General features: G+C 43.9%; 16 protein-coding genes. 8 read left to right on the forward strand and 8 right to left on the reverse strand.

The window, feature by feature from the left end; all coding sequences use genetic code 11:
- Window positions 1-3: 3 nt before the first annotated feature.
- The 4 genes from Q5H80_RS04845 to Q5H80_RS04860 all read left to right on the forward strand — a co-directional run bounded on the left by Q5H80_RS04845 (window position 4) and on the right by Q5H80_RS04860 (window position 4,398).
- The gene (locus Q5H80_RS04845) at window positions 4-969 is read left to right on the forward strand and encodes a DNA polymerase III subunit delta' (protein ID WP_304569012.1); all 966 of its coding nucleotides are present in this window, start codon (window positions 4-6) and stop codon (window positions 967-969) included.
- Window positions 960-1,727: a TatD family hydrolase gene (locus Q5H80_RS04850; protein ID WP_304569013.1), complete on the forward strand. Its 768-nt coding sequence runs from the start codon at window positions 960-962 to the stop codon at window positions 1,725-1,727. The genes Q5H80_RS04845 and Q5H80_RS04850 overlap by 10 nt, the downstream gene beginning before the upstream one ends.
- A gap of 444 nt (window positions 1,728-2,171) precedes the next feature.
- Window positions 2,172-3,602 carry a PTS glucose transporter subunit IIBC gene (ptsG, locus tag Q5H80_RS04855; RefSeq protein WP_304569014.1) on the forward strand — a complete coding sequence of 477 codons (1,431 nt, stop codon included), beginning with the start codon at window positions 2,172-2,174 and terminating at the stop codon, window positions 3,600-3,602.
- A gap of 391 nt (window positions 3,603-3,993) precedes the next feature.
- Complete coding sequence (locus tag Q5H80_RS04860) at window positions 3,994-4,398, forward strand: hypothetical protein (protein WP_304569015.1); 405 nt, start codon at window positions 3,994-3,996, stop codon at window positions 4,396-4,398.
- A 59-nt stretch (window positions 4,399-4,457) separates the two neighbouring features.
- On the opposite strand, the gene Q5H80_RS04865 is transcribed toward Q5H80_RS04860, so the two are convergent.
- From Q5H80_RS04865 to Q5H80_RS04875, 3 genes are all read right to left on the reverse strand, one after another.
- Window positions 4,458-4,556 carry a methionine/alanine import family NSS transporter small subunit gene (locus tag Q5H80_RS04865; protein ID WP_009848986.1) on the reverse strand — a complete coding sequence of 33 codons (99 nt, stop codon included), beginning with the start codon at window positions 4,554-4,556 and terminating at the stop codon, window positions 4,458-4,460.
- A 2-nt stretch (window positions 4,557-4,558) separates the two neighbouring features.
- On the reverse strand, window positions 4,559-6,019 hold the full coding sequence (locus Q5H80_RS04870) for a sodium-dependent transporter (protein ID WP_304569016.1): 1,461 nt from the start codon (window positions 6,017-6,019) through the stop codon (window positions 4,559-4,561).
- 503 nt (window positions 6,020-6,522) lie between these two features.
- Window positions 6,523-7,116, reverse strand: coding sequence for a porin family protein (locus Q5H80_RS04875; RefSeq protein ID WP_304569017.1), 594 nt, complete (start codon window positions 7,114-7,116; stop codon window positions 6,523-6,525).
- A 145-nt stretch (window positions 7,117-7,261) separates the two neighbouring features.
- Here Q5H80_RS04875 and Q5H80_RS21125 point away from each other — a divergent pair, with 145 nt between their 5' ends.
- Both Q5H80_RS21125 and Q5H80_RS04880 read left to right on the forward strand, forming a co-directional pair.
- Window positions 7,262-7,351 (forward strand): YnhF family membrane protein, encoded by a 90-nt coding sequence (locus tag Q5H80_RS21125; RefSeq protein ID WP_102248935.1) that lies wholly within the window; start codon window positions 7,262-7,264, stop codon window positions 7,349-7,351.
- Window positions 7,352-7,392: 41 nt separating this feature from the next.
- The gene (locus Q5H80_RS04880) at window positions 7,393-8,595 is read left to right on the forward strand and encodes a patatin family protein (RefSeq protein WP_304569018.1); all 1,203 of its coding nucleotides are present in this window, start codon (window positions 7,393-7,395) and stop codon (window positions 8,593-8,595) included.
- Window positions 8,596-8,773: 178 nt separating this feature from the next.
- Here the strand turns inward: Q5H80_RS04880 and pyk are convergent, their stop codons facing one another.
- On the reverse strand, window positions 8,774-10,222 hold the full coding sequence (pyk, locus tag Q5H80_RS04885; protein WP_304569019.1) for a pyruvate kinase: 1,449 nt from the start codon (window positions 10,220-10,222) through the stop codon (window positions 8,774-8,776).
- 319 nt (window positions 10,223-10,541) lie between these two features.
- On the opposite strand from pyk, the gene Q5H80_RS04890 reads away from it, so the two are divergent.
- Together Q5H80_RS04890 and Q5H80_RS04895 are read left to right on the forward strand one after the other, a co-directional pair.
- Window positions 10,542-11,759 carry an ROK family protein gene (locus tag Q5H80_RS04890; RefSeq protein ID WP_304569020.1) on the forward strand — a complete coding sequence of 406 codons (1,218 nt, stop codon included), beginning with the start codon at window positions 10,542-10,544 and terminating at the stop codon, window positions 11,757-11,759.
- A gap of 166 nt (window positions 11,760-11,925) precedes the next feature.
- Window positions 11,926-12,867: a chemotaxis protein CheV gene (locus tag Q5H80_RS04895; protein ID WP_009848992.1), complete on the forward strand. Its 942-nt coding sequence runs from the start codon at window positions 11,926-11,928 to the stop codon at window positions 12,865-12,867.
- 309 nt (window positions 12,868-13,176) lie between these two features.
- On the opposite strand, the gene Q5H80_RS04900 is transcribed toward Q5H80_RS04895, so the two are convergent.
- The 4 genes from Q5H80_RS04900 to Q5H80_RS04915 all read right to left on the reverse strand — a co-directional run bounded on the left by Q5H80_RS04900 (window position 13,177) and on the right by Q5H80_RS04915 (window position 19,617).
- Window positions 13,177-16,269 (reverse strand): error-prone DNA polymerase, encoded by a 3,093-nt coding sequence (locus Q5H80_RS04900; protein WP_304569021.1) that lies wholly within the window; start codon window positions 16,267-16,269, stop codon window positions 13,177-13,179.
- An 88-nt stretch (window positions 16,270-16,357) separates the two neighbouring features.
- Window positions 16,358-17,830, reverse strand: a complete 1,473-nt coding sequence (locus tag Q5H80_RS04905; RefSeq protein WP_304569022.1) for a DNA polymerase Y family protein — start codon at window positions 17,828-17,830, stop codon at window positions 16,358-16,360.
- Window positions 17,831-17,833: 3 nt separating this feature from the next.
- Window positions 17,834-18,550: a translesion DNA synthesis-associated protein ImuA gene (imuA, locus tag Q5H80_RS04910; protein ID WP_304569023.1), complete on the reverse strand. Its 717-nt coding sequence runs from the start codon at window positions 18,548-18,550 to the stop codon at window positions 17,834-17,836.
- A 326-nt stretch (window positions 18,551-18,876) separates the two neighbouring features.
- Entirely contained in the window at window positions 18,877-19,617 is a 741-nt protein-coding gene (locus tag Q5H80_RS04915; protein ID WP_041472760.1) for a YciK family oxidoreductase, read from the reverse strand.
- Window positions 19,618-19,720: the final 103 nt, after the last annotated feature.

Genomic DNA, 19,720 nt, shown 5'->3' on the forward strand with positions numbered 1-19,720 from the left:
GTCATGGCTGAAGTTTATTCTTGGCTCACACCTGTATGGAGTGAGTGGAAAAAAAGTCTCGATGCAGAACGTTTTCCTAACTCTGTGATCGTTAATGCGCCTGAAGGGCTTGGCGTGGAAGCGCTGGTTAGTCAGCTTACGTCGGCACTGATGTGTGTTAATTACGAAAGTGAAGCGTGCGGATTTTGCCACAGTTGTGAACTGATGAAGTCGGGGAGTCACCCGGATTTCCATGTGATCGAACCTGAGAAAGAAGGTAAATCGATTACCGTTGACCAAGTGCGTGCGAGTAACCGCTGGGCTCAACAATCGTCACAGTTGGGTGGCTTGCGTGTCATTTTGCTGAGTCCGGCTGAAGCGATGAATGAATCGGCGTCTAATGCGCTTTTGAAAACACTGGAAGAACCTGCGAGTAATTGTATTTTCATCCTTTCGACGCGCAACAGTAATCGCTTAATGCCAACTATTCTTAGCCGTTGCCAGCAATTTAATGTGGTGTGCCCACAATTGGATGCAGGATCGGCATGGTTAAATGGAGAAGTTGGTAAAACGGTTCCTCAGTACATACTGACATTGAACGACAACGCACCTCTGAAAGCGAAAGCAATGTTTGATCAAGGTGGCGTTGAAGCTTCAACAAAAGTGCTCGATGGCTTTGTCAATGTGATAAAAGGCACTCAACCCGACATACTGAAGTTCTCTACAGAGCTCAGCAAAGACCCTTTGATTCAACTTAGCTGGCTTTGGCATTTATTGTCAGATGTACAAAAGGTGCATTTTGGTTTAGCGAATCAGGCTATCATTCCGAGTGCGAAAGCACTGTGTGAGGTGATGTCTTATCAAAGTGCTTATGCAGCATCGAATAAACTGCTGATATTGATTGAGCAGTTAAAGCACCACCCTGGGCTCAATACGGAGCTACTCATAATGAATTGGCTGATAGCCACTTGCGAGGAAACATGTTCGTAGATTCCCATTGTCATTTAGATAAACTGGATTACCAAGATTTACACACCAGCGTAGAAGACGTGGTTAATAAGGCGAAGGCAGCCAACGTAGACCAACTGCTTTCTGTCGGTGTGACGCTGGATTCGTTTGAAAACATGCTTGAGATGATCTCGCCGTTTAATAACGTTAAGGCTTCGTGTGGCGTTCACCCTCTCGACGTAGAGAGCGACTTCTGTTTAGAAAGAATGCGTGAGTATGCGAGCAACCCGAAAGTAGTGGCGATTGGTGAAACTGGCCTAGATTATCATTACCAACCAGAGACTGCAGAGCTACAACAGCTCAGGTTCAAGCAGCACGTTGAGTTGGCTGTTGAGCTTAATAAACCTTTGATCATCCACACGCGTAACGCGCGTGAAGATACGTTAGCTATTTTACGCGACGGCGGAGCAGAGAAGTGTGGTGGTGTGATTCACTGCTTTACTGAAGATCAAGCGTTCGCTGAAGCGGCAATGGAATTAGGTTTCTATATCTCGATCTCAGGTATTGTGACCTTTAAACAAGCCACAGAACTTAAAGACGTTGTGAAAAACCTACCTCTAGATAGGTTGCTGATCGAAACGGATTCGCCATATTTGGCGCCAATTCCATATCGTGGTAAAGAGAATCAGCCTGCATATGTAGTCGAAGTTGCGGCTTATATCGCCCAGTTAAAAGGGGTATCAATGAAAGAAGTTGCTGAACAAACGACCAAAAATTACCAAAAACTTTTTTTGCGATAGAAATCTAACTAAACAAACAAAAGGGAGCGAAAGCTCCCTTTTTGTGTTTTTGATCACCAAAAATGCGTTTTTTTTTAATGTTTACGGAATATGTTGAACTTGAGAGCGTGAATTACAACATTTGTAATTTTGTTACTAAAAATAACATTGCCCTCTATTTTATTTACTCAGTGAAATAATAGGGGGTCATTATAATTTATTTATTTTTCAGGCGCTTAGTGGCTTGTAAAGCATTGCATTTCTATATTTGACATGTGATCCAAGACGTGTTTTGAAACTAAATTTCGTAAGTGACTAGAAAGTTAGTTCCCCATCAATATATATTTAGCGGCAGAAAATATAATGCAATACATGGTTACATTTTCACTGGGTGCTAACATATAGGCTACGGGGGTGTGCCGTTAGGACCCATATAATTATTTTATCTTTATCAGGAGCATAAACATGTTTAAGAACCTTTTTGCTAGCCTGCAGAAAGTTGGTAAGTCTCTGATGCTACCAGTATCAGTTTTACCAGTTGCGGGTATTTTGCTAGGTGTCGGTGCAGCAGATCTTCCTTTCATTCCAGAAATCGTTTCAAACTTAATGGAACAAGCGGGTGGTTCAGTATTCGGTCAAATGGCACTGCTGTTCGCAGTAGGTGTAGCACTTGGCTTTACAAATAACGACGGTGTAGCTGGTCTAGCTGCTATCGTTGGTTACGGCATCATGACTGCTACACTAGGCGTAATGGCAAGTGTAATGGGCGTTGATAAAATCGACACTGGTGTACTAGGTGGTATCCTAGTCGGTGGTGTTGCTGCTTGGGCATTCAACCGTTTCTTCCGTATTCAACTACCAGAGTACCTTGGCTTCTTCGCTGGTAAGCGTGCTGTGCCAATCATCACAGGTTTCTCTGCGATTGGTCTAGCAATCCTACTATCTGTAGTATGGCCACCAGTTGGCGGCGCTATCTCTGCGTTCTCTGATTGGGCTGCTCACCAAAACCCACAAGTGGCGTTTGGTATCTACGGTATCGTTGAGCGTTCTTTGATTCCATTTGGTCTTCACCACGTTTGGAACGTACCTTTCTTCTTCGAAGCTGGTACTTGTGTAAACGCTGCTGGTGAAACTCAAAACGGTGTTCTTACTTGTTACCTAGTTGCTGATGACGCATCTCGTGCAGCGGGCAATGGCTTCGGTCAGCTAGCTGGTGGTTACATGTTCAAGATGTTCGGTCTACCTGCTGCTGCAATCGCGATTGCACATTCAGCTAAACCTGAAAACCGCGCTAAAGTAATGGGCATCATGGCTTCTGCTGCGTTGACTTCATTCCTAACGGGTATCACTGAACCAATCGAATTCTCTTTCCTATTCGTTGCTCCTGTACTGTACGCAATCCACGCTCTACTAGCTGGTTCTGCATACGTTCTTGCGAACACTCTAGGTTTTGTACACGGTACATCTTTCTCACACGGTCTAATCGACTTCCTAGTTTTATCTGGCAACGCGTCTAAGATGGGCCTAATGGTTGTATGTGGTGTTGCTTACGCTGCAATTTACTACATCGTATTCCGCACTGTGATTAAAGCACTTGACCTTAAAACTCCAGGTCGCGAAGACGAGTCAGAAGACGAAATCGTTGCAACTGGTACAGAGCTTGCTAGTGAGTTAGTTGCTGCATTCGGTGGCAAAGCGAACATCACTGGTCTTGACGCTTGTATTACTCGTCTACGTGTAGCAGTTGCTGATACAGCAGTTGTTGACCAAGACAAACTGAAGAAACTAGGCGCTGCAGGTGTTGTAGTAGTTGCTGGTGGCGTACAAGCTATCTTCGGTACTAAGTCTGACAACCTTAAGACAGACATGGATGAGTGGATCCGTAACAACGGTTAATTCGCTGATTCAATAAATTGAAAGGAGGCCTTGTGGCCTCCTTTTTTGTTTTCTGCAATATGCAAAATGTCCTCACGCTTAATACCAATCGTAGTAAATAACTGGTCACCCTAGCTTGTTAAAAACCTCGATAACTTCGTTAGAATTTTTGATTGTAGAATAACTACTTATCGAAAAATTCTGCCTTGTTCTCAAGCTTTTTTCCTACGCTATGTTTGATCACTTACTTACTGTGATTGGTATAAGCTCCTCTTACTCAACTAGTTCTACTCAACTCTATGTGTTGAAGACCGATTCCGAACCTTGAGCGCCAGTTCGCTTTTACCTAGCGATGACACCTATCTTTGTGAACCCAGTACACTACCATTTTTAAAAACAGTCTGAGAATATTATGAAACATCGTTATTTGATCGGCCTTATGTGCTGCAGCGGAGCCGCGTTTGTGCATGCTTCTGAAGCACCAGATTTGGAAGTTGGATTAGCCATTGACCAAGACCTGAGTGTCGTTGTCGAATTTGATCAGAAATACCGTGCCACGATTGGCAACGACGGTGCTGCATTTGACTACATTTTGAAGCGTGGTCAGTTTGAGACTGAAGCTCCGTTGAGTTGGTATGTCGGTGCGGGTGCTTGGGCTGAGTGGAATGATGATTTTGGCTTACGTTTGCCTTTAGGTGTTAAAGTGAATTTCTACGAAGGTTGGAATGCGTACGCGCAAGTTCACCCTGAGCTCGACATGTATAAAGGTGTTGAATTACAAGTGGGTGGTGCACTGGGTATCACCTACAGGTTTTAGGTGATGAGCAAAAAAAATGCCAGCTTAGTAGCTGGCATTTTTGAATGGTTTAAATAAGGTTATTTCTGTTTGTCCATTGCACGCTTTATGCAAATGGCAGCACCACCCCAAGTGATACCAAGACCAAGAACCATCATAATAATCGCACTAGTTGTCATGATTATGCTTCCTTCTTACTTGTCATATTTATAATAATGCCAATCGCTAGTAATCCTGCGATCATTGCCCAACCAAGAGTCAGGTCGTAGCCACCGTAACCGTCTGTAAACAATGCGCTTAGTTTCGTTGCAAGAATGATTGCAAGCATAATTGGAGTGACGAAGCGTAAACATACGTTAAACCATACGCCTATAGAGAAATCTGAAATCTCATTGACGTACGCACGTACATCGCTAACTTTGTTTAGTAGCCATGCCATTAGAAGGATTTCAATGAATCCGCCTACCATGATGCCGACGTTGTTAGCGAAGTGATCGACTAGGTCTAGTAGAAGTAGGCCGCCGTTAGTTGCAAATGCCATAGACACCACAACACCAACGCCAATAACAATACTTGCTGCTTTTTTACGGCTCCAGTTCAGCTTGTCCATAATTGCAGATGTTACCGCTTCCATAATTGAGATATGAGAGCTTAAACCTGCCACAACAAGTGCAAAGAAGAATAGTGGACCCAGAATATACGGTGCTGGAAGTAAATTAATCGCTGCAGGTAGCGTAACAAACGCAAGGCCAACGCCTGCTGATACTACTTCAGTTAATGGTTTACCTTGTTCTTGAGCCATGTAGCCAAGAACAGAGAAAATCATAATACCCGCAAGAATTGAGAAACCACAGTTGATAAGAACCGTCATGAACGCGTTGTTCGTGATATCTGATTTTTCTGGCAAATAGCTTGAGTAAGCTAGCATGATCGCAAAACCGATACTTAGCGTGAAGAAGATTTGTCCATAAGCAGCAGCCCATACTTTTACGTCCCAGATCTTGCTGAAATCAGGTTCGAACATGTAATTTATACCGTTTAAAGCACCCGGTAGGAAAACCATGCGGCCGATAAGTAAAATCACCATTATGAACAACACTGGCATCATTACTTTAGACGCACGCTCGATACCTGCTTTAACACCACCAACGATAGCAGCATAAGTGATTGCCCAAGCAAGTAACATTGCTCCAGCGATTCCCCATTGGATGCTACCTAGGTTCGTCGGTGAGTTATCACCTAGAGCTAGATATTCACTGAAGAAGAACGCGTTAGTGTCTGTTCCCCAGCTTTGATTGAATGACATACCGAAGTATGAAATTGCCCAACCGATAACGGCAACATAGTAGACCGCGATGACAGCCGCTACACCCACTTGGAACCAACCAAGCCACTCAAATTTTGAGTTGATTCGCGCTAAGGTTGCAGGTGCAGAACCACGATACTTTTGACCCATACTGAACTCTAGGATCATAAACGGAATACCAGCCGTAAGCATGGCAAATAGATATGGAATGAAAAAAGCGCCGCCGCCATTTTCATAAGCCATGTATGGAAAACGCCAAATGTTTCCTAAACCAATAGCAGATCCTACTGCGGCAAGGATAAATCCTGCTCGGGATCCCCACTGTTCTCGCTTCATATTTAACTCCTTTACAACTTCCCTGAGGTATGAAGCTTCTCGTCACGCTGTGCTTGGTAAGGAGGTGATAGTTAAAACAGGCAAACGGTTTGACTGTTTACTTTATCTTCCGTGATTAAGCAAAAGTTTAGATTATTATGTTGTTAGCGCTTGGAGAACTCAGCGGATAATTCTTAATTGTTTGATGTGTGTTTGCATAACCTGAAATATTCAGCTGATGCGTGATAATGAGCCTACCTAGTTGGAATGGTTAAAGCAATAGATTAGGTATGTTTAATAACTGTGGGGTTATGGTGTTTAAGATGTTAAATGATGGTTGTTTTAGAGGTATGAATTGGTTTGGGGTTTGCTGGTTGGTTTATATATCTGAATTTTTCGGTTTTATTGGGTTATATGACTTTATTGAAAAATAGAGCGTATGACTGAAATTCATACACTCTATAGTTGAACTGCCCAACCATTTTGGGGTTCTATTGGTATGAGGTGCTTATGGTCATCGATATTTAGAAAGTAAAACTCAGTCCGACATTGGCTTGGAATTGGTTCATCCAGTCGGTATCAAAGCGGATGATGCACTCTTGCCCGTTGCTTGGGATGTTACAAACACCGGAGGTGTCGTTATCGACAACGGTACCTAGCCAACGTAGTTGTGTGTTTAACGCTAATCGGTCACTAAATTTGTACTCTAAACCACCAAAGATAGAGGTTGAGAACCCATACTTATCTTTTGCCCAGTCTACATCGACGTAAGAAGCACCAAGGCCTAATCCCAAATAACCAGACAACACAGAAGAAGCTGGGTAGTAAATGCTACTTTGAAAGTGCAGGTATTGGATGGAGGAGCTTAGGTTGAGCGTTTCTAATTCAGAGCTTTGATTAGAATAGAAAAAGCCGATGCGTCCTTTCTCAAGTGGCGTTTCAATCGCAAAGGTGTAGTTTTCAGCCCCTTTCATGTCATAGGTTTTACCGTCCTGGTCTTCGACACTACCGCCGCCAGTATAGCCCACCATTGGGGTAATGATGATCTCCGGTGAAGCATACACGCTCGAAACAGAGAGAAGCGCTATCAGTGCCATCATATTTACTTTGTTATTCATGAGTATATCCTTATCCATACACTTACTAATTGTGATGGTTACATCAATATTGTGCGACTAATTTCGACGATTCTTGAAGATACATCACACACCTGATAATACTTAAGTAGAGACTCGACAAATTAATAATAAGCCAGAGGTGTCTATGGACCATAATCTGAAAAATGCCCTACAAATAACGGTTGTCATCTACGCAATCATTCTCTCATTTGGCTTTATTGCAATTGGTAGTTAATACCATCTATTGCGAGGCTGGGTTTTTATACTCAGGGAATAATGAATAGTGGGATTATAACCAATATTGATACAGCAATAGACTTAGACTATTACGCTAAGTTTATTGCTGGAAAAACAGCACTGGTCGCCCAAGGTGGCGGACAGAGAAGTATTTTCACTTCTGGAGTGCTGGATGCCTTTCTTCTTTCTAATTTTGATCCCTTCGACGAGTTTTTTGGTACCTCTGCCGGTGCCCTTAATTTGTGTGCTTATCTGTGCCGCGATAAAGGCCTTGGCCGTTCTTTCCTTCTCGACCTTACAACGTCACCTGAATTCTTCAATCTCTTTTCTTATATACGACACAGAAAGAACCTTGGATTGGAATGGGCCTTAGAACAAATCATGGCTTACCCATACAAGCTTGATTTGGATTTAGGACGACAAACGTTAGGCGATCGCCATTTCTATGCAGCCGTCACGGATTCTAAAGACTTACGAGATCACTACTTCCCAGTATTGGGTGAAGATTGGTACAAAGTGATGATTGCAACCTGTGCGATCCCTCGCTTATACAGTGATGAAATCTTTATTGGCGACAATGCTTATGTGGATGGTGGTGTATCAGCATGTATCCCCGTTCAAGAGGCGTGGCGTAGACAAGCTCGTTCCATTGTTGTAATCCGAACTGAGCCAGCGTTAGAGGAAGAGGTCGAGGTTCAAGCTAACAGTACGGGCCCAAAAACACCCAAACCAATATCAGCCGAAGAACTGGAATGGTTCCGCGAATCTTTTGATAGTGTTCAAGGTCATTGGCAACAAAAAGTGGAACAGTGGAAAACCGATTGGAGCTCGTTCTTTCAACAACAAATCCTCAGCTCAAAAGAACAGAAGCGTGATAGATCACATTTGGATTTGCTTAATGGTGGTCGATGGTTATTCGGGGCGGATGACATCTATAGATTAAGTCATTTAATTGGTGATAAGTTTGATTCCGGCTTAGCGGATATGCTGATGGTGCATTACCAAACTTACTCATTGACCCAGGATTTTTTGAACTCCCCACCAGATGATGCGTTTGTCGTGCAAATTGCCCCAAGTAAACCGCTGAAATCAAGTTCATTAATGAGCAACAAAGAAGATTTACTGCACGATTACGAATTGGGCTTAGAGGCCGGTTACCGATTTGTTGAAACTTATACCTCTACGAAAAATGCCCGCAGTTCACACATGCCACAGTTGGTAACCATTGCTGCTGAGAAGTAATGCTTGAGGTTGATGAGTAATATTTGAAGTTGATGAATTAGCATGCTGTGAGCTGATCGTGCTGTTAAGCTGATCGTTAGTGAGTCGTGTTCTGAAATGAAAAAGGGTTATTGAACTTGGTTCGATAACCCTTTTTTGTCTTGAGATTAGGCAAATCGTTTCGCCTTACGGGCAAACATTAGGTGACAGGCAAGATTCTCATACAGTTGGTTGATCCCGCCACATCCATAATGTCGCCTTGAGTGACGATAACGAGATCGCCAAACTTAAGATGTTCTTGCTCTTTTAGGCAGGTGAGCGTAGATAGGGCAATGTCAAAACTGTCTTTGGCTTCTGTCTCGAAGTAGATAGGTGTCACACCTCGGTACAAGGTGCAGCGATTAAGTGTTCCTTCGTTACGAGACAGCGCGTAGATAGGCATGTCAGCACTTAGGCGAGACATCATCAGTGCAGTGCGGCCTGACTCAGTGAGAGTGACTACGCCTTTAATGCCTTCCATATGGTTTGCCGAGTAGATAGTCGCCATCGAAACGGTTTCTTCTGCGGTCACAAAGGTGCGATCAATTCGGTAATTGGATTGGTTGTTAATTCCCGCCATTTTCTCAGCACCAATACATACTTCAGCCATCGATTTTACGGTTTCGACCGGGTAATCACCTGCAGCTGTTTCACCTGAAAGCATGACCGCATCTGTTCCATCAAGCACCGCATTGGCAACGTCCATGACTTCGGCACGGGTTGGCATTGGCGCTGAAATCATCGACTCCATCATTTGGGTTGCGGTGATCACCGTTCGGTTAAGCGCTCTAGCACGGCGTATAAGCTGTTTTTGTACTCCGACCAACTCAGGGTCGCCAATTTCGACTCCGAGGTCACCACGAGCCACCATGACCACATCTGAGGCCATTATGATGTCATCCATGTTCTCAATAGTGGCTACCGTCTCAGCTCGCTCTACTTTTGCTACAAGGTGAGCTTCTAAACCTGCTTCTCGTGCGAGCTGACGAGCGTAGTGCATGTCTTCGCCGTTGCGTGGAAAAGACACCGCGAGGTAATCCACTTTGATTTGTGCGGCGGTGACGATGTCGCGCTTGTCTTTTTCTGTCAGGGCTTCTGCGGAAAGGCCGCCGCCTTTCTTGTTTATGCCTTTATTATTCGAGAGAGGGCCGCCAATAATGACTTTGGTATGCACGCGACAACCTTCCACTTCGGTTACTTTTAGCTGAACACGACCATCGTCGAGCAATAGGATGTCGTTAGCTGAAACGTCGTTAGGTAATTCTTTATAATCAAGGCCGACCGCTTGTTGGTTGCCTTCGCCTAAACCTAGGCTACTGTCGAGAGTAAATTGGTCACCAACGGCAAGTTGGATTTTGCCATCTTTGAATGTTGACACTCGAATCTTGGGACCTTGTAAGTCACCGAGAATAGCGATCTGAGTACCAAGTCTTTTGGCTATTGCTCGGACATTTTCTGCACGTTGTATATGGTCGTCGCTAGTGCCGTGAGAGAAGTTCATACGGACGACATTGGCACCGGCTTTGATGATCTCTTCAAGCACGTTACCTTTATCAGTAGAAGGACCTAGCGTTGTGACGATTTTCGTTTTTCTTAATTCGGCTGTCATGAATACTCCTAGAGTGAGGCCAAGTAATCTTTTAAAAGACTGAATTAAGTATATGCATTAATTGATTATTTATTGGGAGCTATGAGGATATTTCTTTATTTGTATCTAATTATTGAATTCAGGGCTCAATAACGATGTTTCATTAAGAAAATTAAGTCTCAATTTATCGATGTAGGTACTAATTTTTCTCGAACTATTTGACTAGATACACAAAGATTCATGTATATACGTGATACGGGTCACGGCGATATACCAAGTGACTTCACAATTACTTCGCAAAGTAAAAAAATTACCGTGTTGATGATTTCTGGAGCGTAAAATGTACATGGCTCAACCGGGCCATATTGATCATATCAAACAGGTCAATGCTGGTCGTGTATATAAACTAATTGACCTTAAAGGTCCTATTTCTCGTATCGATCTGTCCAAGCAAAGTGAGTTGGCCCCGGCGAGTATTACTAAAATTACCCGTGAACTCATTGAAGCTCACCTTATTCACGAAACGACGGTTCAAGAAGCCACGACTCGTGGGCGTCCTGCTGTCGGTCTGCAAACCAATAATGAAGGTTGGCAGTTTCTGTCGATGCGTCTTGGTCGTGGGTATCTCACTATCGCGCTTCATGAATTGGGCGGCGATGTTCTTATCGATACCAAGATTGATATTCATGAACGTGACCAAGACGATGTACTTGCGCGTCTTCTGCATGAAATTGATGAGTTTTTCCAAACTTATGCCGAGCAACTCGATAGGGTAACAAGTATTGCGGTTACGCTACCGGGGCTTGTAAACTCTGAGCAGGGAATTGTGTTGCAGATGCCACACTACAACGTTAAAAATTTAGCGTTGGGTCCTGAGATCTACAAAGAAACAGGTCTACCTGTCTTTATTGCCAATGATACCCGAGCGTGGGCATTAGCAGAGAAGCTGTTTGGTCACTCTCAAGATAATGATAATTCCGTTCTTATCTCGATTCACCACGGTGTAGGCGCTGGGATCATTCTCGACGGCCGAGTTTTGCAAGGTCGCCACGGCAACATCGGTGAGCTGGGTCATATTCAGATCGATAAACAAGGCAAGCTTTGTCATTGTGGTAATCGAGGCTGTTTAGAAACGGTTGCTAGTTCACAGGCTCTCCGTGAGCAAGTCAAAGAACGACTGGGCAATGGTGAAGCATCATCACTAACGGCGTTTGAAGATGTCACAATTGAACAGATCTGCGCTGCTGCTGCTGATGGTGATCCACTGGCTGTTGAAGTGATTGAACAGTTAGGTCGTTACTTAGGTGCCGCGATAGCGATTGTGATCAATCTTTTCAATCCTGAGAAAATCTTGATAGGTGGTGTTATCAACCAGGCTAAAAGCGTGTTGTATCCTGCGATTCAAAAGTGTATCGAAGAGCAGAGTTTATCGGTTTACCATCAAGATTTAGAGCTGGTGGAATCTCGATTCTATAAACAAGCAACCATGCCAGGTGCTGCGCTTGTTAAACAAGCTTTATATGATGGCCAATTGTTAATGAAAGTGATTGAAGGCTAATCCTTTTTTATCGTTTTTATCCTTCCTTGAACCCTTTCCATGCACTTAAACTATGTATAACAACATTTGTTGTACTTAGTTTAAGCATCTGTGTATTTGCACTTTGCTTTAACCTATCGATTTAGGCTATTGTAGCCACAGTTATTATTTGTCACTAAGGTGTTGTATGTCTGGCGTTTTAAATTCTGTTGATCAGAGAACTAAACTCGTCGGTGAAAACCGTCTGGAACTCTTGTTATTCAGCTTAAATAGTCGCCAACTATTTGCGATTAACGTATTTAAAGTTAAAGAAGTCTTAAAAGTGCCTGTACTCACTCGCTTGCCAGGCTCTCACCATCACATTACGGGTGTTGCTTCTTTACGTGGTGAATCTGTACCTGTGATTGACTTACGCAGTGCGATTGGTTTCCCACCATCACGTGATGAGACTCAAGAAAACAACTTGATCATTACCGAATACAACCGAACCGTACAAGGCTTCTTGGTTGGACAAGTTCGCAATATCGTGAATACGACATGGACAGAAATCCAACCACCACCAAAGACTACGGGTCGAGCAAATTACTTAACTGCTATCACGCATATCCAAGAAGAAGAGCAGCACAAAATCGTTGAGATCATCGATGTTGAAAAGGTGTTAGCGGAGATCATCGACTACGATGTGTCGATTTCTGACGGTGTTCTAGATCAGCAGTTAGCGAATGAAATGGTTGGCCGTAATGTGCTTATCGTGGATGATTCTTCAACAGCACGCAACCAGATCAAAGGCACCTTGTCGCAACTTGGTTTGAACATTATTGAATGTTGTGACGGCTTAGAAGCACTGACTTTACTTAAGAAGTGGTGTGATGAAGGTAAAGACATCAATCAAGAAATATTATTGATGATCACCGATGCCGAAATGCCAGAAATGGATGGCTACAAACTGACTCATGAAGTTCGAACTGATCCTCGAATGCATGACTTGTTTATTACGCTAAATACTTCATTAAGTGGTAGTTTCAATGAAGCCATGGTTGAGAAAGTAGGGTGTAATCGCTTTATTTCTAAATTCCAACCAGACCTCTTAGTTGAAGTGACTCAAGAGCGAATGCGTCAGATTTTATAATTGATGCAGCTGTACGGTTTGTTTCGAATGACCTTGGCGAAAACGTTTGCTATTATTTGATGTTGCATGTTTTTTAACAAAATATGCTCAACTACTAACGTAACTTTTCACGCACAATCTAAGGTAGTTCCTCTGAATGATATGGTTAACGTCTAAAGTCGTCATGACTTTGAGCTTATTACTGTATAGGGAATTTAAGAAAAGACGTACGGAAGCGGACGTTGAGGTATAACTCAACAACTTGAATTTAAGGGAAGCGGATGCTTCCCTTTTTCGTTTCTAGCGTTTCTTGGAGGGCAACTTGATTCGTTAATGAAAATCTCGGGATTTGGTGTTCAAACCAATAATTTCATCGGTAATATCGATGAGTTTACCCGCTATAACATGCACAACTTCGCCTTCCTTTTCTAATATTCCTTGTACTTTTAACGCTTTGGCTGTCAGATAAGCTTGCTGTTGAGCGCGCGCGGTTGCTCCCCATACCACGACATTAATATTGCCCGTGTTATCCTCTAATGTGACAAAGGTAACACCTGCCGCGGTTCCGGGCGATTGCTTGCCTGTGACCAATCCAACAACCGTGACCATAGATTTGTGTCTTTGTTGTTTCAAGTCTTTCATATGGGTGAACCGACCAAGTCGGTTAGCTTCTTCTAGCAAAGTGATTGGGTGCTTATTCAATGAAATTCCGACACTGGTGAAGTCTTCGAGTAGATCTTGCATCTCATTGGGTTTGTGCAGTGCATGTTCGTCATGTCCATCCCCAGCATCGTCATAGATTTGGCTAAACAGAGGTAAATCAGAAGCGGAGTCCATGATCGCCCAGCGAGTCTGGAAGCGGTCTCCCGATACGTTATGTAGCGCATTGGCCGATGCCAGTAGCTCGATATCTTTCTTATTCATCGATAACTGTTTCACCTGGCTAGGATGGCGATAACCGGATTGTGGACGATTGGCGAGCACACTTTGAATCCCATGTTCGCTGAATCCTTTGATTTGTCGCAGCCCTAAGCGAATCGCTAAACCATTCTGATGTTCAACGACTATGTGGCTGTCTTGTGAGGCGTTCACACATACCGGAAGAACTACCACATTGTGTCGTTGTGCGTCTTGTACCAACTGTGATGGGCTATAAAACCCCATAGGTTGGCTATTGAGCAAGGAAGCATAGAAGCATTCTGGGTAGTAGCATTTCAACCAAGCTGAGCAATAGGCTAGCACCGCAAACGAAGCGGAGTGGCTTTCAGGAAAACCGTATTCACCAAAACCGCATATCTGTTTAAAGATCTGTTCGGCAAACTCTGTCTCATAACCGCGTTTTTGCATGCCTTCGATGAGCTTGTTTTTAAACTTAAAGACGTTGCCATTTTTTTTCCAATCGGCCATCGCACGTCTGAGCTGATCCGCCTCTCCACCTGTGAATCCTGCAGCCACCATCGCGAGTTTAATCACTTGCTCTTGGAATATCGGTACACCCAAGGTGCGCGACAGTACAGATTCCACGTCTTTAGATGGATAATTGATTGGCTCAATGCCATCTCGACGCTTGAGAAACGGATGCACCATATCGCCCTGAATAGGACCTGGACGAACGATAGCGATTTGAATCACCAAGTCGTAATAAGTATTCGGCTTAAGCCTTGGCAGCATGCTCATTTGCGCACGTGACTCAATTTGGAATATCCCGACCGTATCTGCTCGCTGAATCATGCCGTAAACCTGAGGATCGTCCTTAAGGCGAGTGATCTCAGCAATGGTCAGTGATCGCCCGTGAATGCGTTTGATTAGGTCGAAACATTTACGAATCGCAGAGAGCATACCCAGTGCAAGCACATCGACTTTAAGCAGCCCCAAGGTTTCAAGGTCATCCTTATCCCATTGAATTATGGTTCGTTCGTGCATAGCGGCATTCTCGACGGGAACCAATTCATACAAAGGGCCAGAAGAGATCACAAAGCCACCAACGTGCTGAGACAGGTGGCGTGGAAAGCCGATGATTTCATTCACCAAATGGATAAACTGCTGACCCTTTAAAGAGTCAGGTTGCAGTCCTAATTGGGTTAATTGTGCTTGCCAACCTAAGCTTTTATCTCTGCGATTAGTGTTTTTAATGAAGTAATCAAGTTGAGTTTCTTGTAGCCCCAATGCTTTACCGACATCTCTAACCGCACTTTTAAAGCGATAAGAAATGACCGTAGCAGCAAGCGCAGCCCGTTCTCTACCGTATTTTTTGTAGATGTATTGGATGACTTCTTCACGGCGTTCGTGTTCAAAGTCGACATCAATATCAGGCGGCTCATCACGCTCTTTACTGATGAAGCGCTCAAACAGCACTGAGATTTGTCTTGGGTCGACAGAGGTGATTTCTAAGCAGTAACAAACAACGGAATTAGCCGCTGATCCTCGACCTTGATAAAGAATGCCTTGGCTTTTCGCAAACATGACGATGTCGTGAATGGTGAGAAAAAAGAAAGGGTAGTCGAGCTCGCCAATCAGCCCCAGTTCTTTATCTATGATTTGTTGAATGTCATTAGGCACGCCTTGCGGGAAGCGAGTTCGTTTTCCTTTCTCGACTAACATGCGTAGATAGCTCATGGGTGTCTCACCTTGAGGAATCAGTTCACTGGGGTATTCGTATCGCAAGCTATCTAAATCAAATTCACACAGCTCAGCGATACGATTGCTCTCTTCTAGCCACTCAGTTTTGAATATATGAGAGAGCTTATTGATACTCCGTAAACAGCGCTCGGCATTAGCGAGTAAGTGACTGCCCACTTCGGTAATGGGCTGTTGGTACTTTATTGCAGTGAGTGAGTGCTGTAAGGGTAAGCGGTTCGCATTGTGCATCAGCACGCCACCACAAGCTGTAATCGGCAGTTGGTGATGTTGTGACAGCTCAACGCAGTAATCTGTGTATTGCTGGTCGGTTTGCTTTAGGTGTCGTTGTAAGCCGATCCAAAGCCGACCTGAATGGTGCTGGGAGAGCCATTGCCCCCAGTGCGCGTCTTCATTTTTCTGTTGAGGAAACCAAAGAATGAAGCAGTGTTTAGCCGACATGATATCCCACTCAGAGAGCTGATAATGTCCTTTGCTACTACGACGTCTCGCATTGGTAATAATACGACACAGCTCGGCATAGGCCTTTCTATTCGGACATAACAAGACAACTTGGCACTCTTCATTTAACCAAAACATGCTTCCGACAATTTGCTTGAGCGACAGTTTATGTTGCTTGATTGCTGAGTGAACCTTAACGATGCCCGCGACTGAGCACTCATCAGTAACCGCGAGTGCTTTGTAACGTAAGAAGTCGGCCTGTAAAACAAGCTCTTCCGCATGCGAAGCTCCCTCTAGAAAGGAGTAATTACTTTGGCAAAATAGCTCTGAGTATTGCTGAGACATAACGTAATCTCACTTAACCATTGCGGATGAATATGATTGAAAAGGGCGTTTAAATGAAGCAAGTTGCAAGAACGACTTACTAAACTGACTAGCTGAACAAACCGTGCAAGAACCACTGTTTATCGGGTGTTCTAAAGATCCATAACCATCGACCGTTTTCACTGTGAGCAATAAAGTAGTCACGAATGATTTTCTCGCCATCCCACCATCCAGAAACAATGCGCTCAGGGCCTTGAGATAAAGTGACGCTCTCGGTTAAGGCTTCGGGCTCGGGCAGTAGAATACTCGGTCGGAGTCGTTGTTGGCTGATGTTGGGAGTTGTCGCAGTTTGTTGCATGACCTCTGGGGACGTTTGCTTTTTTGCCACAGACTTACTCAGTGTTGGGAGCGAATACTGATTGGCCTTTTCTGGCCTTGGATCATGCTGTATTTTCGGTGTTTGAATACAGGCTTGCCCAAGCTTTGCTTGCAGTAATGAGAGCAAATCTAACGCGGCAAGTGTTCCTGTATTACCATCAAAAAGATCATGGTAGGCCATTTGGGGTTCCCCATGACGAATCAAGCTGAGGGTCAGCCCTTGAACTGGTGCTGTGATCTTGAGTGACTCTAAGGTCAGATGGGTAAGGTTCGCCCATTTACTTGCAAGGTAATCGCCCTGCGCGGAATAAAAAGAGACAGGATGGTCGTCTTTATCTCTTAGGTGCAAAGTCAGCGTTAACTCGAAAGCCACTCGGTCGCGTAACCTCAAAAAACACTCGAGCTGATTCAACAATTTCAGCAAAGGCTTTTCGATGAACAGGATGTTTTCAATATCAAATAGCAGCTCCAAATATTGTTGGAAACTCTCTGGTGGGTGATAGAAATCAATCGGGTGCTTGAACTGCCCATTAAGACGACCAACATAGTTCACCAAGTCGATATCAAAGCGGCGCGCGACATCTTGCAAAGGCAGCTTTAATAAGTCTTCAACGACATTGATACCAACACGATTCAGGCGCTCAACTTGTTTAGCAGGAAGTTCGCTTGAACTCAGTGCTTGTTGGTTAACCCAAGCTTTCATCTGCTCAACATTGTTCGTCGCTTGGTTGATGGATTGTTTGCCTAAAAGGATTGCAGAAAGCGGGGAATAACCTGTAGCAAAGCTGAACTGGATATTGAGCGTTTCTAAATGGCTTTTGAGTTCATGCCAGTAGTTATCTAGCCCATCGTAAAGCGACAGCATATTAGAAGCTTTAATCAACAAACCATTCGGTGGCAGTAACGCCATGTCGGATGTGACTAGATACGCCCATTGAGCAATCTCTTTAAGCTTACTTTTTTCTAGCTCAATACTGTAAGGGTGGACGTGTAAGTTGTGACACAAAGCTGCTGCAGACCCGAGCCCCATGCCGAGTGTAATACCCGATTGCAACGCGGCTTGGTTAGCTTGCAGCACACGATGATCTTTCTCATCGACGATGATAAGAGGCTGATTGCGTGAATCTTCGTTCGAACCCAATTCATTAGAGTTAAACAAGGTGTCCAATTGTAGGGATGAGAAATGCAGATACAACCACAGCATACGTTAGCCTTGCTTCGCAATAGGGAAAGCCAGCACCGTGTTACCAGACAACGCGTGAATTGAGCTGTTTTCATCGATGACTTTGATGACTTTTTCTGTGAGTAATGGCCAATTGTGAGTCATATCGAGAATAAAGCTGCCATACGACCAACTGCCTTTTCTCTTAGTCACCTCAACCTTTAACCCCTGCGCGTGAGAAGAGAGCTTCATGCTTAAAGAAACGGGCAGGGATAATTGATTATGGCTGGTGGCTTTAAAGTGAAATTGCAGGCACTTGCCCGTTTCACTTGCGGCTTGTAGGCGTTTGGTTTGGTGGATTTCGAGATCGGCTCCCCATAACAATACAGAATGACAAGCACCACTCTTGAGGCATTGTTCAGCAGCCCACAATGCATCGAGATCGCGTTGAGGCTCAATCACCAAGATGTTATCGAGCTCAATCCCTTGGCTGCTAAAAAACTCGGCACAGATCTTCCCTGGCGGGTTAATGAATATGGCCAGCTTCTGTGAGTTTTGCTGAGCTAAATAGGGCGTAAGCAGGCGAAGCTCGCCTATCCCTTGCTGTGATTCAACTTCAATAACACCGTGTGTCGGAAAGCCACCATCAAGCTGTTTATCCAATTGCGGATAGCCTGTTGAAGTGGTATTTCCTAGCGTTGTTGATTGTAACCCTTTCCAGATTAGCTGGCGGTCTTGTAAGTTTTTTATGAGTTCATGCATAATTAAATACCTGTATATTTATACAGTATATTTAACAATGAAAAAGATGCAAAGCAAAATGATGAAAATCAGGTGAATAATACCAATCACAGTAAGTGATCATAAATAGCGCAGGAAAAATGCTTGAGAACAAGGCCGCTCTTTTCGATAAGAAGCTTCGATAAGTAGTTATTCTACAATCAAAATTTCTAACGACGTTATCGAGTGTTTTAACAAGCTAGGATGGCCAGTTATTTACTACGATTGGTATCAGTATTAGATGGTTGATTTAGATACAAAAAAAGCCGCTATGGAAGCGACTTTTTACTGTTGGTTAATGATATCAGTTACTTAGGTTGAGCATCGATACATTGGCCATTAATGTCTGTCACACTTGGGTTCATTAAGTGTAGGTACAGAGGGATGATGTCGAGTGGCGTTTTTAACTTGTTCGCATCTTCACCTGGATACGCTTTTGCACGCATGCGTGTTTGAGTGCCGCCCGGATTGATTGCGTTAACACGGATGTTAGTGTCTTCAAGCTCGTCCGCTAGGATTTGCATCATACCTTCGGTAGCAAACTTAGAAATTGCGTAAGTGCCCCAGAATGCACGGCCAGAGTGACCAACCGTTGAAGAGGTAAATACGATACGACCCGCTTCCGCTTTCTTAATGACGGGCAGTAATGCTTGAGTCATTAGAAATTCAGCCTTAACGTTGATTTGCATGACGCCATCAAACGTTTCTTCATCGATTTGATCGAATGGACTTAACGTGCCAAGCACACCTGCGTTATGCAGTAGACCATCTAAACGACCGAACTGTGATTCAATGGTTTCAGCCATGTCGATGTAGTTCTGTTTTGTCGCACCTTTTAAATCCAATGGGATAATCGCAGGCTGTGGGTAACCAGCGCTTTCGATTTCATCGTAAATTAATTCAAGGTTTTTGACATTGCGGCCTAACAGAATAACAGTTGCACCATGTTGAGCGAAACTTAGCGCGGCTTGGCGACCAATGCCAGCACCGGCACCTGTAACCAAAATTACTTTATCTTTGAGGGCATCTGTAGAGATTGGGTAATCCACTGTGCTTATCCTTCTTTCTTTTATTATGTTCGTCATTCCATTGGTGTTTAATTACACAGATAAACGCAGGAATGATGAGAAATTCTTGGTAATCGTGACAAGA

The sequence above is a fragment of the Vibrio sp. SNU_ST1 genome (assembly GCF_030563405.1).
Taxonomy (GTDB): domain Bacteria; phylum Pseudomonadota; class Gammaproteobacteria; order Enterobacterales; family Vibrionaceae; genus Vibrio.

Coding starts and splice junctions, on each gene's coding strand:
- Q5H80_RS04845 (WP_304569012.1), top strand. CDS start 4: ATGGCTGAAGTTTATTCTTGGCTCACACCTGTATGGAGTGAGTGGAAA.
- Q5H80_RS04850 (WP_304569013.1), top strand. CDS start 960: ATGTTCGTAGATTCCCATTGTCATTTAGATAAACTGGATTACCAAGAT.
- ptsG (WP_304569014.1), top strand. CDS start 2,172: ATGTTTAAGAACCTTTTTGCTAGCCTGCAGAAAGTTGGTAAGTCTCTG.
- Q5H80_RS04860 (WP_304569015.1), top strand. CDS start 3,994: ATGAAACATCGTTATTTGATCGGCCTTATGTGCTGCAGCGGAGCCGCG.
- Q5H80_RS04865 (WP_009848986.1), bottom strand. CDS start 4,556: ATGACAACTAGTGCGATTATTATGATGGTTCTTGGTCTTGGTATCACT.
- Q5H80_RS04870 (WP_304569016.1), bottom strand. CDS start 6,019: ATGAAGCGAGAACAGTGGGGATCCCGAGCAGGATTTATCCTTGCCGCA.
- Q5H80_RS04875 (WP_304569017.1), bottom strand. CDS start 7,116: ATGAATAACAAAGTAAATATGATGGCACTGATAGCGCTTCTCTCTGTT.
- Q5H80_RS21125 (WP_102248935.1), top strand. CDS start 7,262: ATGGACCATAATCTGAAAAATGCCCTACAAATAACGGTTGTCATCTAC.
- Q5H80_RS04880 (WP_304569018.1), top strand. CDS start 7,393: ATGAATAGTGGGATTATAACCAATATTGATACAGCAATAGACTTAGAC.
- pyk (WP_304569019.1), bottom strand. CDS start 10,222: ATGACAGCCGAATTAAGAAAAACGAAAATCGTCACAACGCTAGGTCCT.
- Q5H80_RS04890 (WP_304569020.1), top strand. CDS start 10,542: ATGTACATGGCTCAACCGGGCCATATTGATCATATCAAACAGGTCAAT.
- Q5H80_RS04895 (WP_009848992.1), top strand. CDS start 11,926: ATGTCTGGCGTTTTAAATTCTGTTGATCAGAGAACTAAACTCGTCGGT.
- Q5H80_RS04900 (WP_304569021.1), bottom strand. CDS start 16,269: ATGTCTCAGCAATACTCAGAGCTATTTTGCCAAAGTAATTACTCCTTT.
- Q5H80_RS04905 (WP_304569022.1), bottom strand. CDS start 17,830: ATGCTGTGGTTGTATCTGCATTTCTCATCCCTACAATTGGACACCTTG.
- imuA (WP_304569023.1), bottom strand. CDS start 18,550: ATGCATGAACTCATAAAAAACTTACAAGACCGCCAGCTAATCTGGAAA.